The sequence below is a fragment of the Cohnella phaseoli genome (genome assembly GCF_003386235.1).
Taxonomy (GTDB): Bacteria; Bacillota; Bacilli; order Paenibacillales; family Paenibacillaceae; genus Cohnella; species Cohnella phaseoli.
The window spans coordinates 1-26,095 of sequence record NZ_QRDZ01000035.1 but is presented as its reverse complement, the minus strand read 5'-3'; the positions used below and the strand labels follow the sequence as shown (position 1 = coordinate 26,095).

Genomic DNA, 26,095 nt, shown 5'->3' with positions numbered 1-26,095 from the left:
GAAGGGAGTTTTATCGGCATGAGCACTCGCAGAAAGTTTAGAAGGGACGCGCCTATCACGATATATGTGATCGTGTTCCTGATATCGGCCGCTTGCATCATCCCATTTCTGATGGTCATAAGCGGTTCGCTCAGTACGCAGAAGGACATCATGGAGCATGGTTATTCCTTGATTCCAAGAAACGTCACCTTTGTCGCCTATCAAGTCCTGTTCATGAAAATCGACATCATCCTGCAAGCTTACAAAATAACGTTCCTGGTCACGATTATCGGCACGGTGGCCAGCCTGCTCATCAACGCTATGATCGCATATTCGATCTCGCGCAAATCGGTCAAATACCGCAATGCGATCTCCGTCTATTGCTTGATCACCATTTTGTTCAGCGGCGGCATGGTGCCTTGGTACATCGTCTGCATTAACTATTTTCACCTGAAGGATCAGTTGATCGCCTTGATCGTGCCTTATCTCGCCAACGCCTGGTACATCTTCCTGCTGCGCAATTTTATCGGCTCTATCCCGGAAGAACTGCATGAATCGGCCAAGATCGATGGCGCTGGGGAAATGCGAACCTTTGCCCAGATTATCCTGCCGCTCTCCAAGCCGGCGCTGGCAACAATCGGATTGTTCATCGCCCTTGGGTACTGGAATGATTGGTGGCTGGCCCTGATGCTGGTCGACGACGAGAAACTGCGCCCGATTCAATTCCTGCTGCGCGTCATCGTCTCGAATATCCAGTTCCTGCAGTCCCAGATTGGCACATCCGAAATTCGGAATCTGACCGACATGACGCCGACCGAAGGTTTGAAAATGGCCACCTGTATTCTGACGATCGGTCCCATTATCTTTCTGTACCCGCTGCTACAGCGTTACTTCGTCAAAGGGATCATGGTTGGCGCCATCAAAGGCTGACTTAACCGGCAAATGCCGTTAAGTATATTAAATTCACTAGAAGGGGCTGGAATTTGTGCTTAGAAAAAAGAGAGGATTTATGATGTTGGCTTGCGCGATGATGATCGCCTCAGCGCTCTCCGCCTGCAACAAAACGAACAATGAGGGGGCCGCTTCTTCTCAGTCATCATCCTCTTCCAGCGGTCAATCTTCCGAATCGGCCGCCGCCGAGCCACTGAAGGACGTTACGCTGAAGTTCTACTTCGGCGGTGACAAGCCGGCCGGCGCTGACGCCGTGTGGGCAGCCATCAGCGAGAAATACAAGGACATCCTGCACGCCAAGTTCGAGGTGAAGTTCATCCCGTGGGGCGATTATTCCAATAAGCTGCTGGTCATGGCGGCTTCCGGAGACAAATGGGACTTGAACTTCGATGCGGAATGGCTTGGATACTCACAAATGATCGGCAAAAACGCCTATCTCCCCCTGAACGAGCTGCTGCCGAAATACGCTCCGGAGCTGAACGCCAAATATGAAACTTCCGGGGCGCTCGAAGCGGCAACCGTCAACGGACAGGTTTTGAGCCTGCCTTGGACGATGAAGCAAAATCATAGACCGTTCATCCAATGGCGCAAGGACCTTGCCGACGCGCAAGGCTTCGGACTTCCGCACAATGGCATCAAGACGATGGAAGAACTGGACGCCTTCCTGTTAAAAGCAAAAGAAACCAACTCGGACAAGCGCGTCTTCAACATCGGCTTCACGGGCGGTTATCCGTATAATATCGGTCAATTCATGATGCTCAAGTATGGATTAGCGGACTTGAATTTCCATGGACTCGTCTTCGACATTAACGATCCTGCCTTCAAAATCATTCCGTTCGAGCAGACGGAAGCGTTTAAAGAAGCGGCTGCCTGGGCGAAGAAATGGGTGGACGACGGCATTATGTCGAAGGATGCCATGGTAGATAAGACGGACGTTAATACCTTGTTCGGCAATGGCCAAGTCTTTTCGCAATACAGTACGCACGAACACTCGTCGCAAACGAACAATTATCCCGACAAAGCCATTGTTACGGAAGCATCCATGCTCTATCCGGACAAACCGTTCTACAACCGATCGCCGCTGGCCAACGTCGTCGGAATCAATAAAAACTCGCCTAATCCAGAACGGGTGTTGATGTTCCTCAACCTGCTCGAGACGGACAGGGAGCTTTACGACATGGTCATGTACGGCGTCGAAGGCGTCAATTATCAAGTCAAGGATGAAGCGGCCACGCTGCCGGACGGCGTAGACAAAGACAATCCGGGTAATAAAGCTTATCTGGGCTGGGCTTCCCAATGGGCATTCTGGAAGCCGCAATTCATTCGCCCGACAGAGGTCAATCCGGCCGGCTTCTGGCAAGCGGAATCCGATTTCGCAAACCAACCCAATAATATCAATAATCCGCTCGGCGGTCTGTTCTTCGATCCCGAACCGATCAAGAACGAGCTGGCGCAGCGCGACACGGTTCAGGACGAGTTCGGCAAACCGATTCTAGCCGGCTTGAAGACCGACATCGACGGCTATATCGCCAAACAACAAGCGGCGGGTCTGGACAACATTATCACCGAACTGCAAAAACAGGTTGATGCTTTCCTAGCCAGCAAATCGGATAAATGATTTAGTAAAGCAGAGCTTTTGCCTCAAAGCTGATTCAGATAATTGATGAAGGCCCCGAAACTTAAGATCCTTAGATGTTAATACGACCGGGCAGGGTTACATTGCCCGGTCTTTTGGCGTATGCGCCCGGCGGTTTACAATTGACTAAGTTGTTCATTTGTCCGGTTTTATTGTATAATTAGAGAATCAATCGAACATTGGAATGAAAGAGCGATAGTCATACTGGAATAGAGGCGATTATTTTGACTAAGTCCAGCCGCCGCGTACCGCTGTATACGCAAATCCGCCAATACGTTAAAGACCAGATCGATCAACAAATATGGAAGCCGGGGGATAAGCTTCCTTCAGAGATCGAGCTTGCCGAGCAGTTCAGCGTCAGCCGCGTCACGATCAAATCGGCGCTGACCGCGCTTGTCGAGGAAGGCCTTATTTTTCGCATTCAAGGCAAGGGCTCGTTCGTGTCCACCGATTCCGCCGGCGAGTCGATCATATACTATCCATCAAGCGACACGCCCAAACCGCAGCTCGTCGCTTTTCTGTTGCCCAATTTGACCGGTTCGTTCGTCACAAAGCTTATGCAGGAAACGGAACAAGAGCTCGTCAAACATGGCTTCAAGATGCTGTATTGCGGCACGCATAACTCGCAAGAGATGGAGAAAAAAGTGCTGAGCGAGGTGCTTCAACTAGGCGTTAAAGGCATTATCATTTTCCCGGTAGACGGGGAATCTTACAATGAAGAGATTCTTCGTCTGAAGCTTAATCAATTTCCATTCGTCGTCTTGGACCGCTATTTCCGCGGCATCGAGACGAATTCCGTAAGCATTGATAACGTGGAGGGAGGCCGAATGGCCGTCAACAAGCTGGTCGAGCTTGGTCATTCGCGGATCGGATTTATCTCCAGCAAAATTGCCGGTACAAGCAGCATCGAGGACCGCCTTGCCGGATATGAGAAAGGCTTATCGGAGCATCATTTCCCGGTCGATCATCAGCTGCGCCTGACTAATCTTGATGCCGACAAGCTAAATCTCGTGCTAAATGAAGGTGTCGTGGATGAAGATTCGCTGCAAGCGATTCGTTCCTTCATCGCGTCCAGACCGGATATGACCGCGGTATTTGCGTTAAATCTTGCCATTGGCCTTACAACGATTAAAGCCGTAGCCTCTCTCGGACTGCGAATACCAGAGGACTTCTCTATCATTTTCTTCGACCAGTATGAGATGGCATCCTTCTCGGCGATTCCTCCGACATGCGTCATCCAGGACGAAAAAGCGATCAGCGTCGCCGCTGTGCGGCTTTTGCTCGAATCGATGCAAGATCCCGCCCGCTCCAATACGCGGATCACGCTCCCGCCGAAATTAATCGAAAGAAATTCCTGCGCCGCTCCTAAAGTTCGAGAGCAGGCATCTGCACACTAAGACGGCCGACGGCGCCTGCAAACCACGGTCAAATACGGCTATCGCGATCACGACATTCTGGCAGTTCCAATCTGATGGGGCCTTGGCTAATCGGATTCCTGCAGGGGTGTCGTGTATGTTTTTTAGTTCTTGATGTTGCTCATCCACAGCTTGTCCACAAGTTGTCCCCAGAAATACCCACACAACATAAGTTACTCTCGGATTTCAAGCAGCTGCAGCGTTTAAAGCAACAAGCCTCATATTTAACAGGCACCGCTACAACGAAAAATCGGTAACCCCCTTTTTAGAGGCATATTTCAGAGTATAGGTTTCCTCTTCTTTTCCATAGGGCATTGTCGCAATTTTGATACGAGTGTAATCCAGCCTGCTCTCTCTTAAAACCCTCTTAACCATGGCTATACTCCGTTCTTCGTCCGTTACGACACAAAATATATTAAGTGCAAATTTTTTCGGATCGGAGATGCATTTCCCCATATCAAAACCGTCCACAGAGCCTAAGTCGGCATCCGCTAGAGTCAGCTCCAAGTATTCCATGACTTTATCTCTTAACCAGTTGTCGCGTTGGCTTCCTTTTGCGCTGTTCAGCGTATATTGCACCACTAACCAAAATTTTTCGCTCATTTCCACACACCTGCCTTTATTGTTTTACCTTATCCTCAATATCGGATCGCGGGGCTCATTCCGCAATAATTATGTGAAAATTTATATATGAACTGGGCGATTCGATGCCGTTCGACATCTTTTCCTATTGTAAAAATAAAGAATTAAATGGTAAATTAAGAGATATCAACTGATGCCCACGAATCTTCCGCCTAATCCTTCATTCATCTACAAAATGAAAACGCTTTAACATCCTCGCAGACTAAAGAATCCAACTTTTCACATATGTATCGTAGCCGTGCCTGTACCGCCACCATCGTTCTCCCATAACTCAGCCTATTGAAGTCCCACTTACTACTGAAAGGAGGTGAGGTCGAATTCGTGCTTTCCAATTAAAAGGAGGTGAGGCTTGACCTGTGATCAGCAGTACCCCTTTCACTATTCACGTGCCCACTCAGCATCACGCGAGTACGGAATAGTGACTAGTCGTTTTCAAAAAAAGGAGGAGAATTCATGATTAACGGAGGATTTGGCTTAAAGAAAACCGGTTTGGCCTGGGTCTGTTTATTGCTTATACTCATACCCTTCGTATCCAGCGTCGGCGTACAAAATGTAAGTGCAGCTAACCCCAATGGCAATTACAAAATCGTTGGGTATTTCCCCTCCTGGGGAATCTATGGCCGCAGCTATAACGTTACGAATATCGACGCCTCCAAAGTCACGCACATCAACTATGCTTTTGCCGATATTTGTTGGGAGGGTCGACATGGGAATGGTTCAACAGCGATAGACAATCCGAACAAACAAACCTGGTCTTGTACAGTAACGGGAATTCCGCTTCAATCCGGCACCGTTCCCAATGGCAGTATCGTCCTTGGCGATCCGGATGCCGACGCCTTGCGCCCGACCCCTGGCGGTCCAACGACCGGCTGCTGGGCCGATGCGGCTTGCGGCAACTTCGGAGCTCTACGGAATTTGAAGGCGCAAAACCCTCATCTAAAAACGATTCTCTCGGTCGGAGGCTGGACATGGTCCAATCGCTTCTCCGATACGGCGGCATCCGATCAAACTCGGAAAAACTTCGCCAAGTCCGCCGTCGATGCGCTGCGAGCCTACGGGTTCGATGGGGTAGACCTCGACTGGGAATACCCGAATGTCGAAGCCATTCAAGGCAATAGCTACCGCCCGGAGGATAAGCAAAACTTCACCTTGCTGCTGCAAGAAATCCGCGACCAATTGGATGCAGCAGGAGCGGAGGACGGCAAGCATTACCTTCTTACCATCGCTTCCGGAGCGAGCCAAAGATTCGTCGATAACACCGAGCTCAACAAAGTTGCTCATATCGTCGATTGGATCAATATTATGACTTATGACTTCCACGGCGGTTCTTTTGAAGCTACGACGAGTCATAACACCGGGCTTTACGGCGATCCTAGCGACCCTTACTACAGCAACAACTTCTTCGTGGACGGTGCGATCCAGGCCTACGAAAATGCCGGCGTGCCTCTCAATAAAATCGTTGTCGGCTTGGAGTTCATGGCTCGTAGCTGGAAAAACTGCCCTCCAGGGCCGAATAACGACGGCCAATACCAGACCTGCGCGGCAGATAACGGCTCCGTATTCAAATGGGCGCCTAACGGGACTTGGGACGATACCAATTCCGGGAATACAGGGGTGTTCGATTACGGGGATCTCGCCGCAAACTATGTGAATAAGAACGGGTATACGCGCTATTTTAACAACATTGCCAAAGTTCCTTACCTCTACAATCCGACGACCAAAATCTTTATCTCCTACGACGATACGGAATCCATCGGTTACAAAACCGAATACATCAAGAACAACTATCTCGGCGGAGCCATGTTCTGGGAGTTCAGCTCCGATTGCCGCACAAGTCCCAAATACAGCTGCACAGGACCTAAGCTGTTGGATAAAGTCGCTGGAGATTTGAGTCAAGCTACTCCGCCTGCGGATACGGTTCCTCCGACAGCGCCAACGAACCTGGTCGATGCAGGGCATGGCGATAAGAAAGTCACGCTAAGCTGGAGCGCTGCTACGGATAACGTCGGGGTTATGGCTTACGATATTTATCGGAATGGTTCGCCGGTTCTGTCTGTTGACGGAGCAACAACATCTGCGCTCATCAAAGGATTAACGGGCAGCACAACGTATATTTTCACAGTCAAAGCCAGAGATGCCGCGGGCAACTCTTCCGCAGCCAGCAGCGCCCTTTCCGTCACCACTTCGCCGCCGATCGTCGACCATCAACCGCCAACTGCTCCAACCAACCTCGTCTCCTCAGCCAAAACAAAAACGACGGTAAAACTAAGCTGGGGAGCTTCGACCGACAACGACGATATCGCCGGCTACGATATTTACCGGAATGGCACACTTGTACAAACGACGGAAAACACAACGGAAACGATCACCGGACTTTCTGCGGGAACGACCTACAGCTTCTATGTGATTGCCAGAGATTTGTCCGGCAACCCTTCTGCATCTAGCAACTCCCTCTATGTCACAACGCCGACCGACCCGGTTTTCCCTGCCTGGCAAACCAACACAACGTATGCAGTCGGAGCTTACGTCACTTACAACGGCAATCTCTACAAGTGTACGTATGCCCACTCTTCCATCCAAGGCTGGGAGCCTTCGGCCGCTCCAACGTTATGGCAGCTTCAATCCGCTCCGCCTGCGGATACGCAGCCGCCGAGTGCGCCTACGAATCTCGCCATTTCTGCACAAACGGCAACGGCCGTTACCCTAACATGGACAGCGTCTACCGATAATATCGGCGTAACCGGCTACGATATCTATCAGGATGCGAATTGGGTCGGCAGCTCCGCAACAACCACTTATACAGCGTCAGGCCTCACAGCAGCCAATTCCGTATCCTTCTATGTGAAGGCCAAAGATGCCGCAGGTAACGTGTCCGCTGCCAGCAACATTGTGACTAAGACGCCGACAACGCCAGATACGGTACCTCCTGCGGCTCCTGCAAATCTGATTTCTACAGCCAAAACTCACACGAGCGTTACTCTGGTTTGGGGAGCTTCTACAGATAATGTTGGCGTAACCGGCTACGACGTCTATAACGGTTCTACGCTGGCCGCTTCCGTGAACGGCACGACGCTCACCGCAGTTATTGGTAGCTTGACTCCTAACACGCCCTATACCTTTACGGTCAAAGCCAAGGACGATGCGGGCAACGTTTCAGCTGCCAGCAATGCCGTGACCGTCACGACCGATGAAACACCTTCAGTGGATACCGAGCCTCCAACAGCTCCGACAAACTTGACTTCCACAGCCAAAAACCAAACGAGCGTAACGCTGGCTTGGGGAGCTTCCACCGATAACTTCGGCGTAACGGGCTACGACGTCTATAACGGCTCTACGCTTGCCGCCTCCGTGAACGGCACGACGCTTACTGCCGTCATCAGTAACCTAACGCCTAGCACGTCCTATACTTTTACAGTCAAAGCCAAGGACGACGCAGGCAACGTTTCGACTGCCAGCAATGCCGCGACAGTTACAACCGATGCCCCTGCAGCTGCGGCATGGGTTGCTAATAAGGCGTATGTCAAAGACGATCTAGTCACCTACAACGGAAAAATATATAAATGCGTCCAACCGCACACTTCCCTTGCCGGTTGGGAACCTTCGAACGTGCCGGCTTTATGGAGCGTTCAACCTTAATTAAGTTCAGTCGCGGCGATATGCAGCACAGAAAATAAGTAGAAGGGGGCGGCAACGCCCCCTCTTAACCCTCCCTCTTCCTAGCAGGAAGTTGGGAGGGTTCCTTTACAGTCGTAAAATCGTACCATAATCGTCAAGAGTTGTTTTATTTGTAATCGGGGTTAGCAATGCTCGAAGCCCCCGCCCCAAACTGATAACGATACAAAATAACTACAGCAATGATTAACAGAGACATGACGACAAAAATATTGCTGTATACATGGCCGGCTTCATTCGTAATCACAGGATTAAACTGTACGGACACAGCGCCCTTATCCAATATTTTCCCGACCACACTCATGGCCATCGCGCCAGAGATAAAATTGATCATGGAGAGTAATCCCATGCCCACGCCTGTCTCCTCTTTGGACAGCGTCCGCGAAATCGTATTGGACATCGCAATCTGCATGAAAGTCTGACCTACATTCCCCAGTATCAAAATAATGGCGATGAGATATGCCGATCCCCCAATAAAGGTAGATAGCAGGGAAAAAGCAAGAAATAATAATATTGAAGCGACAAAAACAAGGGCAAAATTGCCGCGGTCGTCCGCCAGCCGCCCGCCCTTGCGTCCCATGATGGCCGAAGCAATGGCAGCCGGAACTAACACGAAACCAATATTCGCAGGGGACAAACCATTCACTGCCGCTAAAAACTGCGGTGTCAGGAATACCATACTAAAGCTCATTGCAGTGGTCGCAAAAGCAAGCGTTAACCCCATCGAATAGGTTTTGTTACGGAACAAAGACGGTTTAATAAAGGGTTCCTCGGCCTTCCGAATCCGGAGAACGAAGAAGGCCAGCGTGACAAGTCCTCCGAGGAACAGCCACACTTGCATCTGTGTGATTGCTAGCAAGAAGACTGCGACCGCCACAGCGAGCAACCCGCCGCCAAGGGCATCAATACTTCCGGCCTTTCCTTTCACGTTGTCTAAATATTTTCGAAAGAAAGGAAGCATTACTAACGGAAGCAAGGAAAGGACGAACATCAGTCTCCAGCTTCCAAAGCTGGTGATTAACCCTGCAGCGACAGGCCCCAATGCATTACCGAGTGCCAGCCCGACCGCCGAAGTTCCGAGCGCGCGTCCCCTCTTCTCTGGAGCAAAATAACGGACCGGAATAATCATAGCCGTAGCAGGAAGCACGGAAGCGCCGGCAGCTTGGATAACACGGCCCAAAATAATAAGCCAAAACTCATTAGCAAGCAGACCGATTAATGAACCGATTGCGAAAATAAACAACCCATATGTCAGCAAATCCTTCAATCGATATTTATCCGCCAATTTCCCCATAATAATGGATCCTATCGCGTATACGACCATATAGCTGGTCATAATCCAACTCACTTGCGAAGGAACGAGGTTAAACTCTTTACCAATCTCAGGCAGAGCAACATTGAACATTGTACCGTTCATAACCGAGAATATTAACGTAACGACAAGGATGGATAGCAACTTATCCGCATGTTGTGAAGCTGCGTTGTTCGTCATAGTTCGAACCTCTTCTCTATCTCAGTAAAATATAATGAGCATCCTCTGTATTTTTATGTACTGAGGATACTCATTATATGGATGCGTGTCAAGTTATATAATTTACTTTGAACCGATTAGTCTATAGAATAGGCTTTACATAATATCGGTCAGCGCAGAAAAATGAAGACCTGCAAGAGCTAGCGTTAAAATCATAAGCATGGCCGCCGGAAATATTTTAGCTATTGGATCTTTAGAACGAATATGGAACAATACCGCTCCAAGCATAATGCAAGCAAGCCATAATGCAGCGGTCGCAAGTATTCCCTCGTTCCAAAAACCAATAATCAAACCGACAACGCCTGCCAAAGCGATAAAACCCGTTGCAACTCTGAACCATTGGGGCAATCCTAAGTGCATAAAAGTATCAACTTGCATTTTGGCTCCTGCAATTTTAGAAACTCCCGAGAAGAAAAAAGCGAAAGCCAATAAACATTGCAGGACTATGGCTACAATATCCATGTAAAACCCTCCTTATTGTCTTTTCAAAACCTTGTTGTTCATTCACAAGCCGGAGCACAATAAAGAGAGGTAACTCACTAAGAGTTCACACATATTAATTATACTCATGAAATTGAGAATATAAAAATAAGTTTAGAATGTCAAGGAGGTATTCCGCACATGAACTCGGATCAACCCAAGGCGATCGACGTCATCCACGTATTAATGAGATCATCCACCTACATTAGAACGGAGTTTCAGGCTCAGCTGGCAGCCCTTAACACACCTTACCACCTCACGGGTCCTAGGTTACGTCTCCTTTCCACCGTTGCCGAAGCCGGCAAAATTCGCATGAATGAGCTAGCTGTTAAATTAGGGATTAAAGCGCGCACCGTTACCGATTTTGTCGACGCACTTGAACAAGACAAACTTCTCATTCGTCTTCCCGACCCCACTGACCGGCGAGCTACGCTAATCGAGCTTACAGAGCTTGCTCAGTCCACTATTGAGCAGGCGCTTGCTTACCAGGATAAAATCGCAGACAGCGTGCTGGAGAACCTTTCGGCAGAACAGCGGAAGCATTTTTTCGACCTTCTCATTCAAATCACCAATAACAAAACCATTTCTGATTTTTGCGAAGAATCCGCAAGATGACGGGAGATTAGTTCAAGAGCGCGAACAACTCCTATCGAAGCTAAATGTCGAGGAAAAAAGGAAGCATCTATCTCCTGGCATTGGAAGGAGATAGATGCACGCACAACACCCATCGATCATCAATTGATTAATAAAGCCTAATATAGAAAAAATCCATAAACTCATGCAAACGGACTCTCAGGCAACCCCAGCGCTATGCGCAAAAGATTCAAAGCCGACATATTCGGATTGACGCGATATTGCTCATATTCCTTTTTCCTTACGAGCATTTCGATACTCTTCATAGGGTATTTCTTCTGCTCCTTCTGAATCGTTTGCAAGAGTTGGGGGAGACAGCTATATGCAAAAACCTCCTGCTGGGAGAGCTTCTTGTCTGTGACTATATTAAATCTATTAATAATCACCTCTTGGGGGTATTGATGAGCTTCTCTTCGTTCATCGATTCGAGTCAGACCGACAGTTAAAGCCCACTTCGATTCCAACAGATCCAATGTTGCCAACAGTTCGCTGTTCTCCCACCCGGAAACAGTTACATTTTGCTTATGCATCGTAATATTTCCCAGATCAGTCGATAGCTGAATCTCATTCAACCTAATCCGTTCTCTACGATCTACCGGTATGGAATTTAGTATATGGTCCAGCTTCTCTGCCCGACAAATCACGATTTTATCTGCTGCGGGATCGGTCCCGGGCGACAAAATATAACCATCCTCTTTATCCAACAACATATCCGCCAACATTTCGGGATCCTCACAAGTATACTCGCGCGTTACATAGATGTACTCCCGCATATCTTTTGGATTCTTAACAGAACCGTCATTGCTATGATTAATTCTATGGCACATACTAATTATTTCAGGGTAGTTGGCAGCTATGATATCGGTCAACGGCAGCTTCCTTCCGGAAGCCTGCACAGTTTCTTCTTGTAGTTGCTGTACCCGGGCCATTACCTCCGATTTAACAATCGGATGGCTCCAGATGAAAGACCCATGAATACACCAGCCCTCGAAATACGGCTCAATCATGCCGACAGCAACAGACCACGGAGGAAGCTTACCCATCGTTTCGCAGTAGGGCATTCGATACCTCTCACCAGACCATATGTCCTCAATAATCGTGCCTTTCTCATACATATCGACCAACTGAAAACACGAAATCTTCATTGTTCTCCATCTTTCAAGCATTTCCTGTTCTTGCATGGAATACCTCTTGCCTCTTTCTTCCACAAACCAGTCAATTCCATGTTTTCCGTTATCATACTCGCGAAAGAAAAATGCCCACACGTTTCCGGCCCCTTCTCGAATAGAGCCTAAATCAGAATCGAAGGATTTAATTTTCTGAGAATCAAAAGCCCACTCTCCACCATTCTTCTGAGCCAGAAAGGAATACAAGTCTGTTGTCAATTTGAATTTCTGATCAAAAAAGGCCCGCGCCTTCGCCTGCTCCGCCTGATCTTCAGACTGCTTCGACAAACAGCATTGCTTATACTTTTTCCCGCTTCCACAAGGGCAAGGGTCGTTTCTTCCTACCATATTCCATACTCCTCTAGTCATTTTTATGCTGTTCTGATCTACCGGCATTCTGTATACGTCACCTCCAGCGTATCAAAATAGGTACCTAGTGTATACACCATACATAATCACGCGATCCCATTGAATGGCTCGAAGTTTTTTGAAGAACAATATTCCCAAATCAAGTTTCATTAACCAAGTACTTAGAGTAATAAGAAACGAGGGTATTCATTCTTTTTTTCATCTACTGCATTTTGTTCAACTGCTATACGAGCTGACAACAGAGGTAGTGTAAGCCAAAACTTAATTGAGGAGGCTATAAAATGAATGGGCTCTGTAACGAAGAAGTGAATAATGCAGTGTTACAATTCGCGAATCTTGCCAAGAGGACGTTTGAGAACGGCTCCTTCTTCAAACTCTATAAGATTATCTTTGCTTACTTACGAGAGACTGAAGAGGATATGACGATAAAGAACCCGGCAGTTTCTTTCACTATCGCAACTTTCGAACACGTACTAACCGGAGCGACAGAATGTCCAAATTGCAGGATGCGCTATCAATTCCGACATAGTATCTCTGACAAGGACTGGCACGGTATCGAAATCCATTGTGAATGTTGCGGCGATCATTTCAATTACTCGGAAGAGAAGGAAACGGAAACCTACTACAACATTAATGTGATGAATAAAATAGCTAGCTATAACAGGAGAAGGAAAAGTCTTAGGATCAAAACTTTTAGAGGGGACCTGTTCCATAAAGCAAAACTTGTATGGGAAGGCGACGATCTGCCGGTTTTATGGCTCAATATTAATAATGTGCGAAAAGTAGACGAGGTTGAAGCCTTCTGGCATCAATGTAAGAAAGAAGTTCAGAAGAGAAATCGATTACGAAGAATGCTGCTGGATAATATGAAAACTCCGATGGCTCAATGATATCGGAATAACCACGGACGTCCCCCTATAGGTCAGGTTGACCCAACACAAGGTTTGGCCAACCGATCATTCTAATGGGGGACGTCCGTTTCGAATTTACTTTGAATTACAAGTTAAAACTAACCATAAATCGATGAATGATGGTGGCAACTTCAGCACGAGATGCCGCACCTTTGGGATCAAGGCTGCCGTTCCCTTTGCCGGAAAGCAATTCGTTGCTAACGGTCCATTTCATCGCATCTACTGCCCACTTAGAGATTTTTTTCTCATCTGTGAAAGCCGCTAGCGACTGATTCGCGCTGACATTCAGCTTGTTTGCTTTGGCATATTTGTAAAGGATCTGCGCAAGCTGTTCCCGAGTAATCGATTGATTTGGAGCAAAGCGGGTTGGATCAATCCCATTCACGATGTTATTCTGGCTGGCCCAAGCGACTGCCTCTTTGTAATAGTCATTCGCTTTCACATCTTGGAAGCGATGGGTCCCTGCTTCAGGTTTGCCAGCCAAGCGGTGCATGATCGTGACCAGCATGCCGCGAGTCATCGTTGCGTCCGGGCTGAATGTATTTGCAGCCGTTCCGGTGAACAAAGCATGCTCCACAACGTAGTTGATGGATGAAGCCGCCCAATGTTTCGAAATATCATTAAATGTAGGTGTAGACGGCTCTGTCGGTTTTGTCGGCTCGGTTGGTTTCTCAGGCTGTTCCGAAATCTTCTCGAAGGTTACAACAACTTGATCGGTAGATTTCACCCCCGTCAATTGCGTGAGCGCGCCCTTGGATACACCATTAATCGTAACCTCTTTAACCTTATAACCTTGATCTGGCGTTATCGTAACATGGCCATTGGAATCGACAACTGCCGTTCCTCCAGCGCCAGTGACGGATACATTCGGTTTACTGGCGTTGCCGCCACCGCCGCCTGATGAACCGTTGCCTGGCGTGCCGCCGGAAGGGTAAGCTTTTACGATGACAGTATACGGTTTGTCCTGGCTATGGTCGCCGCGAGATACCGTTGCAGTCAGCGTGACATTGGCATTGCTCGAGCCTGAAGATGGGCGTGTAACGATTGCCATGTTGTTGTCGATGCGAATAACATTCTCGTTGCTGCTCTTCCATTCGATTCGGACGCCATGCACCCCTTCGGCAGGGAGCGGGACGTTCGCAACAATCGCACTCGTATCGCCCAGCGTTGACGTTACATTCGCAATCGTATCGGCAATGGCCTGCTCGTCGCTATATGCAGCCACACCAACAAAGATCGGATTGGAATAAAACCACAAACCTGTATAGTTGCGATCATTAATATTGTTAAAACGCTCTTCGTTCTGTTCCGGAGTTACACTGCCGCTGTAATCAAATGATTCATCCTGCAAGGGCTCGCCGTTAGCCGTAAAGCCTGCAACATCCGTGCCGAGGTTCGTTCCGCGCAGACGGTAGTAACGGCTTTTGTCCGCAGGAACCTTGTAGGAAACCGTGTAATAACCCTCCGCATCCGGTTGTCCCCAATCGGCTTCCGTAAACCTTTTAACGACCTGCGTCGTGGCATTGGTCGTGTTGCTGGCATATTGACTTTCTTCAAGCTTGCCGGTCACTTCTCCGGAGATTAGATCGACATGATCGACTTTGACCTCATTTGTGACAGAGGTAGGATGAGGGCTAATCGGCGCATAGTTGTTGCGCTCCGGGCTCTTGAAGCGAATGCTGATCGTTGTCAGATCCCCTTCGGTTACCTGCAGGTTCTCGCCCATCTCAGCCTGATTGCCATTCCCGCTTGCCTTAAAATCAAGCGCATGGATGAGATCGCCATACACAGCATAGGACTTCCCTGAACGCATCCCCTCTACGACGTCTTTAAAGGTATTACCCTCGACCCAAGTCATGTTTCTCGAATACTCGCTCGGCCAGTACCCGCTTGAATAACTTCGATTGCTGCTCACTTTAAAATGAAAGTCGGAATTGGTGAAGTTCCAGAAGCGGCGGCCTTCGCCAAGCAAAGCATCCCACATTCCGCCGATCTTGCCGACCATGACGTCAGCTCCGCCGTAGATGTCGGCTAATTCCGCTCTGTTCTTACTGGCTGCCATCTGGTTGCCCGGCAACCCTTCCATGCCAAATACAATGTCGGGAGCAGCATCGTTCATCTTGCGAATGTCTTCGATTGTGACCACACCCGAGCTGTCGCCGTTATGTCTGGACGGATGGTTAAGCAGCACATAGCTCTCCGGATAATTCGTTTTCAGCCAGTTAATGGCTTCAAGGGTTTTATTTTTATCAGGCTTCAACGTATTCTTGTCCGGCCTTGGTCCCCAAAGCTCGGCCTCATTGGCATGAAACATGCCTGGAGCCGTATCGTAGCTGTACAACCACACGAATTGATGAATCGCATCGATGGGCACTTCATCGCTCATGGAATCGATAATGCCGACAGACCCGTGATCCAATCCCATCATATCCCATTCAAAGCCGGAGTAAATGAATTTGCCTTGATACTTGCCGGCGGCCTGGAGCGCTTTAATTTTATCCTGTTGATCTTTAATCGCCTCCCAACGCGCAGTGGCCTTGTTGTTGCCATCCGGGTCTCGCGGCGAGTCGCGCAGATGATCTGCGAGAACGATATAGTCGAAAGGATCGCCGTAAACCAGCGAAGTGACCGTTTCGGCTGGCTTGTTGTCAATATCCTCTCGGAAGGCGGCATCGAGTACATTTTCCAATTTCATAAAAGACTCGGAAGCATCAGCCGATTGTACGGTATGAGTATGGTACTCGCCCGACATCCATCTCCCGGTAGAATTAGCTGCGGGCGTATAATCTGCTGCAGACGTCATCGCCGCGCTCTGGGCAAGTGTTAAAAAGGCGAACGAGGTGCAAAATAATTTCTTCAGCTTGCTGTTCATATTGTCGTAATCCTCTCCAAAAGCAGTATGGTATCGATACCAGTATGGAGGCGAACTGTAAACTTACATCCTGAAGTGATGAAGTGTTTTGTAAAAAGTATCTTGGCCCCCCTCTCTCACGGCTGCAAAAAAAGACCTTTGTCTGAATGAATTCAGGACAAAGGCCGTTATTTCGTTATATTTTCGCTTCTCAGCCACCGGAAAGATGTTTGGCAAGCGCCCTCGCGGCAACATGACCGGAGCTCCAGGCCCACTGCAGGTTATAGCCGCCGCAATCCCCATCCACATCCATCACTTCGCCAGCCAAATAGAGCCCAGGTACGAGCTTGGATTCGAGTGTTCCTGTTGTTAACTCCTCCGTATCGATGCCGCCTGCTGTCGTCTGCGCATGCGTGAAGCCGTTCGTATCGGTCACTTTAAATTCCCAACGCTTCAAGAGTCGATAAAACTCCTTCTTCATCTTCCATGTCAGATCCTGGCAAAGCAGGTGCAACTGCTCGTCGATACCCGCCTCCTTCAGGAGAACAGGAATCAGCTTCTTGTTTAGAATACCCGCAAGAGAGTCCGCAACCGTCCGATGTCCAAAAATCCCCCAGTGAGTCTCCAGAAAATCTACGAGCTCCTCCTCGGTACGTCCCGACATCAGATCAACCGCTAAGATCACCTCTTCCTCTTTCGCGAGCTGATAGGCAGCCTTTCGGCTTAGCTGGAGAATCGGAGGGCCAGAGATGCCATAGTCCGTAAAAAGAATTTCGCCATATTCACTGCGGATGACTTCATCTCTGACGAGGATACGTCCCATTCCCTCGAACTTGATGCCTGACAGTTCCTTTAAATACGGATAATCCAGCTTCAACTGCACAATCCCAGGCACAGGGTAGATTCGCGTATGTCCCAGACGCTCGGCAAGCACATAACCGGAGCCGTCCGTTCCTGTTTTCGGAGCAGTGAGGCCACCCGTACATAAAAAGAGGTATTCGCTGGTATAAACCACCTGCTCCTCATTCTCTGTCTGGCATTGAAGCGTAAAGCGCGGATGGTTCGGCGAATAGGTAACATCCAGCACTTTGGTTTGGAAATAGACGGGAACGTTCCTATCCTCTAACGCAAGCTTAAAAATCTCCAAAACCGCTGCAGCCTGCAGCGACATCGGATACATCCGGCCATCCTCCAAGCTAATCAACGGCAGCCCAAGCGTAGCAAAGAAATCGATCGCTTGCCGGACCCCGAATTGCTGCAGCACAGGCAGCGGAAATGCCCCTTGATTACTGTGATATTTACGAGCCAGAGCCACCGCTTCATCTGTCCCCGTTGCAGTCGATTCGTTCGTAATGTTACAGCGCCCATTGCCCGTCGTTAATACCTTTTTTCCAATCCGGTCGTTGCTTTCAATAATCGCGGCATCAATGCCCAAGTCCCGTGCAGTAACCGCAGCCGTTAAACCGGAACCGCCGGCGCCGATAATGATGAGTTGATGATGCTGAGAAGTTTGTTTCACTTGTTTTTCCCTTCCGAAATTTGTTTAGCGAGCGCTATCGCAGCCACGTAGCCAGAGCTCCAAGCCCATTGCAGGTTATACCCGCCAAAATCCCCGTCAACGTCCATCACCTCGCCAGCCAAATAAAGCCCAGGCACCAGCTTAGATTCCAACGTTCCTTCGATTAGCTCTGTTGTATCAATGCCGCCGGCCGTCGCATGCGCATTCGCGAAGCCGTTCGTATCGGTCACTATAAATTCCCAATGCTTCAAGATTCGATAAAACTTTTTCTTCGTCTTCCACGACAGGTCCTGGCATAGCAGATAAGGCTGCTGGTCGATCCCAGCCTCCTTCAGCAAGACAGGAACCAGCTTCTTATGAAAGATACCGATAAAGGAATCCACAACCGTCCGATGTCCGAAGATCCCCCAGTGAATCTCTAGAAAATCGACGAGCTCCTCTTCCGTGCGGCCCGGCATCAAATCAACGATTACAGACACAGCATCTCTTCTCGCGAGATGATACGCAGCATTCCGGCCTAGCTGGAGAACGGGAGGTCCGGATAAGCCGGATTCCGAGAAATGAATTTCACCCGATTCGCTGCGAACGACTTCCCCGTTGACTTGAATATGAGCTTTGCCCTGCAGTTTAATGCCAGACAACTGCTTCATATTCGCATATTGCACCTTCAACTGCACAATCGCGGGCACCGGGTCGATCAAGGTATGCCCCAAACGCTCGGCAAGCGTATAACCTGAACCATCGGTTCCCGAACTCGGAGCGGTAAGGCCGCCCGTACAGAGAAACAAATAGTCGCTCGTGTAAACCGCCTGCTCCTCTACTTCCTCCGTCACCACTTTGCATACGACCGTAAAACGCGGATGCTCCGCCCTGACGATAACATCCTCCACTATCGTATTGAAGTACACAGGAACATCCCGATCCTCCAGCGCAAGCTGAAAAATATCCAATACCGATGCAGCCTGCAGCGACATGGGATACATCATTCCTTCCTTCAACTTGGTGAGCGGAAGCCCGAGCCCAGAGAAGAAATCGATGGTTTGACGGATGCCCAATTGCTTCAGTACTGACACTGGAAATCCAGCCTGATTACTATGGAACTTGCCCGATAAGGCGGCCAATTCGTCCTCTGCCCCCGTCGCAGTAGATTCATTGGTAATATTACAGCGGCCATCGCCCGTCATTAATATTTTTTTCCCAATTCGGTCGTTTCTCTCTAGAATCGCGGCGTCGATGCCTTGGTCCTTCGCAGTAACGGCGGCTACCAGTCCCGCAGCCCCTGCACCGATAATTAACAACTTATGATGCATAGAAGTTTGTTCCTCTTTCAGATGTAGTCGATATGCCCTTAGTTCAACATTATAGTACAAGTATAACCCTTTGCTTGCCGTCGAGCCAATGTAATAAAAAACCGAAGCGGATCCGTATGCTACTGGTCTTCTCCGGCTGTGTCTGTCTCATAAACAGGATTGCTTAAGATAATTGATAGTGGGAGGTGTATATCCCCCCCGTAGACCTAATCATGACCCGCAACGTCTCCAATTATCTAGAAATTGCACTTTTACGCGGATATATCTATTTGCACACATAAGTTTACGCAGGCAAGTTAGTCGAAAAATCGTACAACGCAGCTCGAATCAGGCTTGAAATGAGAATGTTTGTTCGAAATCGTACAAAGCTACTCGGTTCAGGCTTGAAATGAGAATGTTCGTTCGAAAAATCGTACAAAGCAACTCGAGTCGGGCTCAAACGATGGAAGTTTGTAGGGAGAATCGTACAAGTTGACCAAAATCAAGGGTTGCAGCTCGTAATCGTTGACAATTGGAAATTAACTTAGCATACTAAGTAAATATATTTGTTTCATAAGTATAGGGCAAACGATCGGTAGTTATTATTCCCCTCGCCACTAATCGATAATGATTATGATCGTTGAATCGATACATACACTACTGTTAGTTAACTGCTTGTAGGACATAACGTTGAAATAACGTTGAAAATCGGTGCAATGCAGTGGTCGACTACCGTTTTTAGAAGATTATCAGCTTCCAGAGCTGCCGCACTTGCAAGTATCTACGCTGACTTAGAAACCGCAAGTTCAAAAATAATTATTATAATGAGGAGAGTATCCGATGACTGAGAACCTGGAACTTTATGATGTAACCTTTATTGGCGGCGGCCCTGCGGGGTTATATGGCGCTTTTTACAGCGGAATGCGCGAAATGAAGACAAAAGTAATCGACGCCCAGAGCGAGCTGGGGGGCACGATGTTATTTTTTCTGGATAAGATGGTGTGGGATGTCGGAGGAATACCCGCTCTTACGGGGCGGGAGCTGACGGATCAGTTAGTTCGTCAGGCCCGCACATTTGACCCGGCGATTGTATTGAGTCAGGAAATTGAAGGGCTGGAGCGCCTCGATGACGGCACCTTACTTCTGACCTCCACTGCCGGCGACCGGCACTGGACCAAGACGGTTATTATGGCGATTGGATACGGCGGCCTGCGAAAAGTGAGGAAGCTGGAAATCGAAGGGGCCGAGCGCTATGAAAGCTCAAACCTGTATTACACCGTAGAAAACCTTGAGGAATTCCGGGGGAAAAGGGTCATGATTTCCGGCGGAGGCGATTCGGCTGTAGATTGGGCCAATGAATTGGAGCCGATTGCAGCTAGCGTGACGGTTGTCAACCGGACGGATAAGTTCAAGGGACTTGAACGCAGCATTTCACGAATGAAAGCTTCTGCTGCCGTCCGCACTCACTATCAAATAGAGAGGCTTCATAGTGAAGACGGCCAAGCAATCGATAAGGTCACGATCTGCCACGTAGAAACAGGACAGCGCGAGCAGTTGGACACAGATGTGCTTATTGTCAGTCACGGCGCCACTTATGAATATGGCAAGCTCAGAGATTGGGGGCTAGGTATCGGAAAGGACATTCTAGCCGTCACCGATAAAATGGAATCGCAAATTCCCGGCATATTTGCGGCTGGCGATTTTGTGAGCTATGGAGCAAAAGTGAAGTTGATTACCGGAGCATTTAACGATGTTGTACTTGCCGTCAACGGCGCCAAACAATACATTGATCCCCACGCGGCGAAAATGGCCCGAATCTCTACCGAGAATGCCCGTTTTGATGAATTGAACAAGCAGTTCGTCAATAACTAGCCGTTGAATCGTATAAGTACGACCGCCATATTGTCTTAATGCTCTCTCTCCAAATTCATTCATACTGCACTCTCAATTTCGTCTACCCTTTTCAGCCATAAGGAAGCCCAGACCCTCATGCGGTCTGGGCTTTCTTCGTGGAGGCGAAGGGATTTAAATCCTTATTCGAAGATTACGCCATGCAGGCGAAGTTACATCGTTTACATCTTGAGGATATAGGGATTATAAGATATTATAACGAAAAGCATGGAAACATTTATGCATGTATAAGACTGAATTTTGAATCAATGTTTAAAATAAAAGGGACGTTTTTGGACTCTGATGAGGAAGTGTTACAAAATGAAAATATTCAGTACGGCGCCGGAAGGAAATGAATTGGCTCAATATGTTGGAGTAGATTATATTAAGTTTTCTATTTCGATTATTGAAAGCGTAATTGATTGGATGAAGAAAAATGATAGTATTGCTCAGCCGCTTCTCGCAAATATCGACTTGTTGCTAATGATAGCTCATAAATATACTACAGATGCTAATTTACTGTTAGAAAAAAGAAAAACACAAGAATGGAAACAGGTTTTTAATGATTGGTTTGCACGTTGTGGAAGCAAAATACCTGCTAAATATAGAGATGGCATAAAAGAAAATGGCGATGAACTTTTCAAAGAATTAGAACAATATGGACACTAATATTTGATCATCTGGCCGTTTCATAGCAGTTGACAAGATAAAGAGCCAGTCTCCAAAAGACTGACTCTTCAATCTGGTCATTTCAATCTTGCCTTTTTAGAGCACTGATTTCAGCTTCAGTCAGCCCGGATGCTTTAGCTATAATCGCTGTATCGACGCCAAGTCTGAGAAGCTCGAGAGCCATCTGGCTAGCTTTCCTTTTCTCACCTTCAGCCAATGCTCCTTCAATCATAGAAGCTTCGTCATGCAAATACTTTTGCCTATCTTCATACAATCGACGGGCTTCGGCATCCTGACTCAGAAACTCCAATGTATCCATCGCTTTCTTCAATACAGGCTCGTTCATCGTCAACACCTCCAGCCAAGGGGAGTCGAACCCTTGTTCGAAGACAACGTAACATGTGCTTCTACGGGTGTAGTGACAGATTTGATGTCACCCATCAAGCCCCCCTGCAACACCGTTCTTAATAGGTCGGCCTGATTGTCTTCTTCAGAACACCCCAGGCGGAGATGTGACAGCGTATCCCACTAAAGTTGGTCCCTCTTCCCAGCACATGGGCGATATAAGCGAGAGCACGTGAACAGGTTAACAGATTTTAGTGTGTTGAAGCTGACTACCTACCCATGATAGCCCATGCGTAAAACTCTTACTAATTCATTCTTCCTACTAACTCAAATGCATACCCTGAAGAAAACAATAGCGATATTGATGACACAATGATGATAAATGTAACACACCATATGGGCTTGTTCACGAGAAAACTAGTTTTTCTAATAATAAACGCTGAGATTTTCCCTGGCTTTATTAAAAACATATTCAAAAATATTAAATGTAATTGAACTAGAATTATGATCACATTTAGAAAGGATATAAAAACAAACCCTTCCAGATAATAAAGAATTTTAATTTGAAAAGAAATGTCCCCACTTACCGTTAACTCTTGTTTTGACATTAAAGCAATATTCACAAAATTGATCACAACTAAATACAACATTGTTCCACACCACAGCTGATTTAATCGATCTAACATATTCTTTCGATATAATAAAGCGACCAAAACCATTGTACTTATCAAGACAATGACAGTATACACTGTTAACCAATTCATAATATCAACATGATATCTCTGATACAAAATAACACCTACAATTGATCCAAAAACCCAGTAAATTCAAGAATCATTTTCACTACTAGTGCTTTTCACAGATGGAGCTGGTGGATGTACTATCGTAGTGTGAGACCGTTGGTCGACATAAATCAATAGCTGCTGAACAATGGCTTTTACTTGTACAATGGAGGTGTTATTTTGAATCGAAGCGTGTGCCTCACCATTTCTCTTTCCTGTAATTATGAAAGGAATAATGAGAAAAATTATACCCAGTATAATTTGTACTATTAACGCAATTTTATTATCTAGAATATAGTTCCCAATCTCTTTACCGAACATTACACAGTTCCTCCAATTCATCTCTGAATTCGCCTATTCTGTGTTAACTGTTAGTCTAGCCTCCAAGTATGTTCTTGGAATAGCTATATAAAAAAGGCTTAATCCTCAGTTGGACAAATTCGTTTAAATAATCCTTAATTCATTTTTAGCAAGTTGCCAGCTAGGTTTTTCTTGAGTCAATAACCACGTATAAAAGGTAATCTCTATATAAGGAGAATGATGGAGTTTTAACTATCCAATGACACATTTCGCCAAAAACATTCCCTTTCCTTCTAATGTTGACAAATAAAAAGTTGGCATGGTTCACGTCTTAGGGTACATTCTAAATCATTAATAATTGGTCTTAAAAGAGACTGCAATGCACATACACCTTCCTCGTGGGGATGGTGTTCATGATCGTGGTGGCGAGTAATCAATTCCTAATTTAGCCTGCTGTAGAAACCAACTCCAATGATAACAACCATAGAGGTAGAATTGAATTGCATGCTCAGACTACCTCGCAGTCTTCCGTGCGATCGAACCCCAATGCTCTCCTTTGGACTGGGGCGACTCCACAATATTCTTCACCATCACGAAAGCCGACCTCATATGGTCGGCTTTCGTGATGGTGAGGCGTGGGATGTCGAACCCCTGCCCGAAGACAACGCCATATGTGCTTCTATGGGTGTAGTGACAGATTTGATGTCACCCTAGAGACTCCCTGTCACCGGATTTTCTTCGGGTCAGTCTGATTGTCTTCTTCAGCTAGCCCCAGGCGGATGCCAATGCGGACCCCCAAAAGTTGGGTACCTGTTCCTTGGACTTGAGCAATAAAAGGAAGGGGCTTGGTTATCCATCTATTCGATTATTTTATTTGCCAAATGCCTTTTAAACGGTTAACGGTATGAACCCATTTGGATGCTCTCGGCTTACATACTGTGTTTTGGTTCCCGAAAAATCCAATTTCCGATATAGCTTTATTGGCAAGTACGGCTTTGATCCACTTCACTTTAACAACAAACTCTGCATGATCATCGTCATCTAAATATTCTTCATAGTAATTTGCATTTTTACTGAGTTGATATATATTCTTTTCTTCGTCATTTTCTTGAAAAAAAGCTTTATCTGCCTTTTGCGCAGTGTCGGTTACAGTTCCTACACCTACATAGCCAACTCTCGGAATGTTTACCCATACACGATCACCAATAGATAATTGATTTAGTGTGCGTGAATACCATTCCCCACCCCCACCCGATATAAAGCCATACCTTAAAGCATCTGTCCAACTTCGATTGATTCCATCACCGAAAGACACATAATACTCTCCGTTCCAAGGCTCCTTATCTTTAACAACGGCAGATGCATTTTCTAAAGTTTCCTGTGGGTCAATCATCCATGCACGACTGATATATATAGTAGAATCCTCTTCAAAAACGGTAAAGAAAATTACATTTATAGGTATTAAAGAATCACTTAAATACTCCACAATTCTTTCCGTACTTGAATCCAATTCAGTCGCTACAATAACGATCTGATGCGAGTTATTAATGTTTTCCTCTTCCAGCCTAATGCGAAACTTTTCATAATATTCTTCCTCTAAACTATTTTGCTCTTCATAGTACTTAGCCACATAGGCCTCATATATTGCAGATATTTTACTTGCTGACAAAGTTTTTATCCACGAGGCATAGTCGAGTCCCTGTGCAACAACTTCCCGATTGGTTTTGTGCTTTTTTAGTTCAATGATGATAATGGATCCGCTATTATCAATTGCAAGTAAATCAATGTATGTATTAAAATCGGTCAGTACTTGTCTTCCGATGATAAGCCAGTTATCATCCAAAATAGCAGAATTGGATTGAATGATTTCTTCAAGCTCGACTTCTAAATCTAAAGTAACATTCCTTACTTGTCGTACTTCATCACCAGCAACTTTCCATATTCCATGTTTAATAGCCAACATACTCACCTCATTTTCGTTCTCTATTCATAATCATAAGTTCGATTTTTCATATCCGAATCCTTTACTATGTCCTCTTATCGTTGGTTACGTTGTATCTGGCAGGCCAATAATTACGGTATCGCTCTAGCATCAAGCATTAAATAGATATCCAGACCAGAATAATCGGAAATAAAAAAACTGCAGTAATCCCCAAATAATAAGTGGCGACTTTAGTGTAGTAAATCCGTCTTATTTCCTTTGCACCTTTCAGATCTCGCGTTACCGTTAGCTTCTGATTGTCTATTAGGCTGTGATTATCTGTTAATGATATTATTTCATTATATTTTAATTCGAAATTATGAAACTGCAGTATAGCATCCATCTGAAAATGCCAGTCTGCAAAGTCAGTAATCCTGCTACCACTTATATTTTCCCACACGTAGCCCTGCATGTCATCAAATTCCTCTACTATTGGAAACTCGTCATTGGACATTGAACTCACCGAACCCGATGGGCTCTCAACCCAATGCAGAAGTTGATCCTCTATCACTTATTTCTTATTCCAGTGGTCTGCTCCCCGAACGAAACCGACTACTATGTGATGGTTTCTTGGGTCGCTTTTCTAATTCATCTCGGGTGGTATCCCATTCTCCATTGAAATGGCTGAATAAGTTGACCCGAGGATGACGTTCTTAGCGGTAGAATCAGATGCCGTGCTCGGTTTGCTCTGCAAACCTGCGCGCGGAACGCCCCCAACTGTCCTCCTTCGGAGTCAGGATAATCGACTAACCCTCGCTCCACGCAAAAAAGCCAGCCTCATGCGGGCTGGCTTTGATGATGGTGGAGCCCAGGGGAGTCGAATCCCTGTCCGAAGACAACGTCACATGTGCTTCTACAGGTGTAGTGACAGATTACAGAAATCCCTACTAAGCTGCTTGTGACAGCATTCTTTCGCAATAAATAGTTGGGGGCCGGCCCCCTGGATTAGAGATGTAGATCCGCCGTCTGTTGTAGTAAACGGTGATGTGCCTGAAGATGATCGATTTAATAGAGGCCATCGGATAGCGCTCAGTGTGGATCTTGTATAGCTTCTCTTTCTTTAGCGTAGCAAAAAAGCTTTCCA

18 protein-coding genes and 2 pseudogenes are annotated in these 26,095 nt (G+C 46.9%); 8 read left to right on the top strand and 12 right to left on the bottom strand.

Annotation, left to right across the window (positions count from 1 at the left end):
• Positions 1–18: 18 nt before the first annotated feature.
• The 3 genes from DFP98_RS31500 to DFP98_RS31490 all read left to right on the top strand — a co-directional run bounded on the left by DFP98_RS31500 (position 19) and on the right by DFP98_RS31490 (position 3,963).
• Entirely contained in the window at positions 19–909 is an 891-nt protein-coding gene (locus DFP98_RS31500; protein ID WP_116064615.1) for a carbohydrate ABC transporter permease, read from the top strand.
• A gap of 55 nt (positions 910–964) precedes the next feature.
• Positions 965–2,548: an extracellular solute-binding protein gene (locus DFP98_RS31495; RefSeq protein WP_147310310.1), complete on the top strand. Its 1,584-nt coding sequence runs from the start codon at positions 965–967 to the stop codon at positions 2,546–2,548.
• Between the two features lie 242 nt (positions 2,549–2,790).
• Positions 2,791–3,963: a GntR family transcriptional regulator gene (locus tag DFP98_RS31490; RefSeq protein WP_116064613.1), complete on the top strand. Its 1,173-nt coding sequence runs from the start codon at positions 2,791–2,793 to the stop codon at positions 3,961–3,963.
• Positions 3,964–4,218: 255 nt separating this feature from the next.
• Here DFP98_RS31490 and DFP98_RS31485 read toward each other — a convergent pair whose 3' ends face one another.
• On the bottom strand, positions 4,219–4,584 hold the full coding sequence (locus DFP98_RS31485) for a hypothetical protein (protein WP_116064612.1): 366 nt from the start codon (positions 4,582–4,584) through the stop codon (positions 4,219–4,221).
• Positions 4,585–5,076: 492 nt separating this feature from the next.
• On the opposite strand from DFP98_RS31485, the gene DFP98_RS31480 reads away from it, so the two are divergent.
• Entirely contained in the window at positions 5,077–8,259 is a 3,183-nt protein-coding gene (locus tag DFP98_RS31480; protein ID WP_116064611.1) for a glycosyl hydrolase family 18 protein, read from the top strand.
• A gap of 145 nt (positions 8,260–8,404) precedes the next feature.
• Here DFP98_RS31480 and DFP98_RS31475 read toward each other — a convergent pair whose 3' ends face one another.
• Together DFP98_RS31475 and DFP98_RS31470 are read right to left on the bottom strand one after the other, a co-directional pair.
• Positions 8,405–9,787: an MFS transporter gene (locus tag DFP98_RS31475; protein WP_116064610.1), complete on the bottom strand. Its 1,383-nt coding sequence runs from the start codon at positions 9,785–9,787 to the stop codon at positions 8,405–8,407.
• A gap of 135 nt (positions 9,788–9,922) precedes the next feature.
• Complete coding sequence (locus DFP98_RS31470; RefSeq protein ID WP_116064609.1) at positions 9,923–10,288, bottom strand: DoxX family protein; 366 nt, start codon at positions 10,286–10,288, stop codon at positions 9,923–9,925.
• A 159-nt stretch (positions 10,289–10,447) separates the two neighbouring features.
• On the opposite strand from DFP98_RS31470, the gene DFP98_RS31465 reads away from it, so the two are divergent.
• Positions 10,448–10,921, top strand: a complete 474-nt coding sequence (locus DFP98_RS31465) for a MarR family winged helix-turn-helix transcriptional regulator (protein WP_116064608.1) — start codon at positions 10,448–10,450, stop codon at positions 10,919–10,921.
• 161 nt (positions 10,922–11,082) lie between these two features.
• Here DFP98_RS31465 and DFP98_RS31460 read toward each other — a convergent pair whose 3' ends face one another.
• Entirely contained in the window at positions 11,083–12,453 is a 1,371-nt protein-coding gene (locus DFP98_RS31460; protein WP_181918058.1) for a YecA family protein, read from the bottom strand.
• A 302-nt stretch (positions 12,454–12,755) separates the two neighbouring features.
• Between DFP98_RS31460 and DFP98_RS31455 the strand changes: the two genes are divergently transcribed.
• Complete coding sequence (locus DFP98_RS31455; RefSeq protein WP_116064606.1) at positions 12,756–13,364, top strand: hypothetical protein; 609 nt, start codon at positions 12,756–12,758, stop codon at positions 13,362–13,364.
• A 106-nt stretch (positions 13,365–13,470) separates the two neighbouring features.
• Here DFP98_RS31455 and DFP98_RS31450 read toward each other — a convergent pair whose 3' ends face one another.
• The 3 genes from DFP98_RS31450 to DFP98_RS31440 form a co-directional block, all read right to left on the bottom strand.
• A complete protein-coding gene (locus DFP98_RS31450; protein ID WP_116064605.1) occupies positions 13,471–16,257 on the bottom strand; it encodes an S-layer homology domain-containing protein in 2,787 nt (928 codons plus the stop codon).
• Between the two features lie 190 nt (positions 16,258–16,447).
• The gene (locus DFP98_RS31445; RefSeq protein ID WP_116064604.1) at positions 16,448–17,755 is read right to left on the bottom strand and encodes a BaiN/RdsA family NAD(P)/FAD-dependent oxidoreductase; all 1,308 of its coding nucleotides are present in this window, start codon (positions 17,753–17,755) and stop codon (positions 16,448–16,450) included.
• Positions 17,752–19,065 carry an aminoacetone oxidase family FAD-binding enzyme gene (locus DFP98_RS31440; protein ID WP_246016915.1) on the bottom strand — a complete coding sequence of 438 codons (1,314 nt, stop codon included), beginning with the start codon at positions 19,063–19,065 and terminating at the stop codon, positions 17,752–17,754. Before DFP98_RS31440 ends, DFP98_RS31445 begins: the two co-directional genes overlap by 4 nt.
• An 819-nt stretch (positions 19,066–19,884) precedes the next feature.
• Between DFP98_RS31440 and DFP98_RS31435 the strand changes: the two genes are divergently transcribed.
• Positions 19,885–20,916: an NAD(P)/FAD-dependent oxidoreductase gene (locus DFP98_RS31435; protein ID WP_116064603.1), complete on the top strand. Its 1,032-nt coding sequence runs from the start codon at positions 19,885–19,887 to the stop codon at positions 20,914–20,916.
• A 339-nt stretch (positions 20,917–21,255) separates the two neighbouring features.
• A complete protein-coding gene (locus tag DFP98_RS31430; protein WP_116064602.1) occupies positions 21,256–21,603 on the top strand; it encodes a hypothetical protein in 348 nt (115 codons plus the stop codon).
• A gap of 82 nt (positions 21,604–21,685) precedes the next feature.
• On the opposite strand, the pseudogene DFP98_RS31425 reads toward DFP98_RS31430, so the two are convergent.
• The 5 genes and pseudogenes from DFP98_RS31425 to DFP98_RS39555 all read right to left on the bottom strand — a co-directional run.
• Positions 21,686–22,000: pseudogene (locus DFP98_RS31425) on the bottom strand (PD-(D/E)XK nuclease family transposase); the annotation flags it as partial.
• A gap of 775 nt (positions 22,001–22,775) precedes the next feature.
• On the bottom strand, positions 22,776–23,051 hold the full coding sequence (locus DFP98_RS31415; protein ID WP_116064599.1) for a hypothetical protein: 276 nt from the start codon (positions 23,049–23,051) through the stop codon (positions 22,776–22,778).
• An 844-nt stretch (positions 23,052–23,895) separates the two neighbouring features.
• On the bottom strand, positions 23,896–24,993 hold the full coding sequence (locus tag DFP98_RS31410) for an endonuclease NucS domain-containing protein (RefSeq protein ID WP_220377197.1): 1,098 nt from the start codon (positions 24,991–24,993) through the stop codon (positions 23,896–23,898).
• 136 nt (positions 24,994–25,129) lie between these two features.
• Entirely contained in the window at positions 25,130–25,465 is a 336-nt protein-coding gene (locus tag DFP98_RS31405) for a hypothetical protein (RefSeq protein WP_147310309.1), read from the bottom strand.
• Positions 25,466–25,898: 433 nt separating this feature from the next.
• Positions 25,899–26,095: pseudogene (locus DFP98_RS39555) on the bottom strand (hypothetical protein); the annotation flags it as partial.

Coding starts and splice junctions, on each gene's coding strand:
- DFP98_RS31465 (WP_116064608.1), top strand. CDS start 10,448: ATGAACTCGGATCAACCCAAGGCGATCGACGTCATCCACGTATTAATG.
- DFP98_RS31500 (WP_116064615.1), top strand. CDS start 19: ATGAGCACTCGCAGAAAGTTTAGAAGGGACGCGCCTATCACGATATAT.
- DFP98_RS31470 (WP_116064609.1), bottom strand. CDS start 10,288: ATGGATATTGTAGCCATAGTCCTGCAATGTTTATTGGCTTTCGCTTTT.
- DFP98_RS31485 (WP_116064612.1), bottom strand. CDS start 4,584: ATGAGCGAAAAATTTTGGTTAGTGGTGCAATATACGCTGAACAGCGCA.
- DFP98_RS31450 (WP_116064605.1), bottom strand. CDS start 16,257: ATGAACAGCAAGCTGAAGAAATTATTTTGCACCTCGTTCGCCTTTTTA.
- DFP98_RS31435 (WP_116064603.1), top strand. CDS start 19,885: ATGACTGAGAACCTGGAACTTTATGATGTAACCTTTATTGGCGGCGGC.
- DFP98_RS31410 (WP_220377197.1), bottom strand. CDS start 24,993: ATGTTGGCTATTAAACATGGAATATGGAAAGTTGCTGGTGATGAAGTA.
- DFP98_RS31460 (WP_181918058.1), bottom strand. CDS start 12,453: ATGGTAGGAAGAAACGACCCTTGCCCTTGTGGAAGCGGGAAAAAGTAT.
- DFP98_RS31405 (WP_147310309.1), bottom strand. CDS start 25,465: ATGTCCAATGACGAGTTTCCAATAGTAGAGGAATTTGATGACATGCAG.
- DFP98_RS31475 (WP_116064610.1), bottom strand. CDS start 9,787: ATGACGAACAACGCAGCTTCACAACATGCGGATAAGTTGCTATCCATC.
- DFP98_RS31480 (WP_116064611.1), top strand. CDS start 5,077: ATGATTAACGGAGGATTTGGCTTAAAGAAAACCGGTTTGGCCTGGGTC.
- DFP98_RS31455 (WP_116064606.1), top strand. CDS start 12,756: ATGAATGGGCTCTGTAACGAAGAAGTGAATAATGCAGTGTTACAATTC.
- DFP98_RS31440 (WP_246016915.1), bottom strand. CDS start 19,065: ATGCATCATAAGTTGTTAATTATCGGTGCAGGGGCTGCGGGACTGGTA.
- DFP98_RS31415 (WP_116064599.1), bottom strand. CDS start 23,051: ATGTTCGGTAAAGAGATTGGGAACTATATTCTAGATAATAAAATTGCG.
- DFP98_RS31430 (WP_116064602.1), top strand. CDS start 21,256: ATGAAAATATTCAGTACGGCGCCGGAAGGAAATGAATTGGCTCAATAT.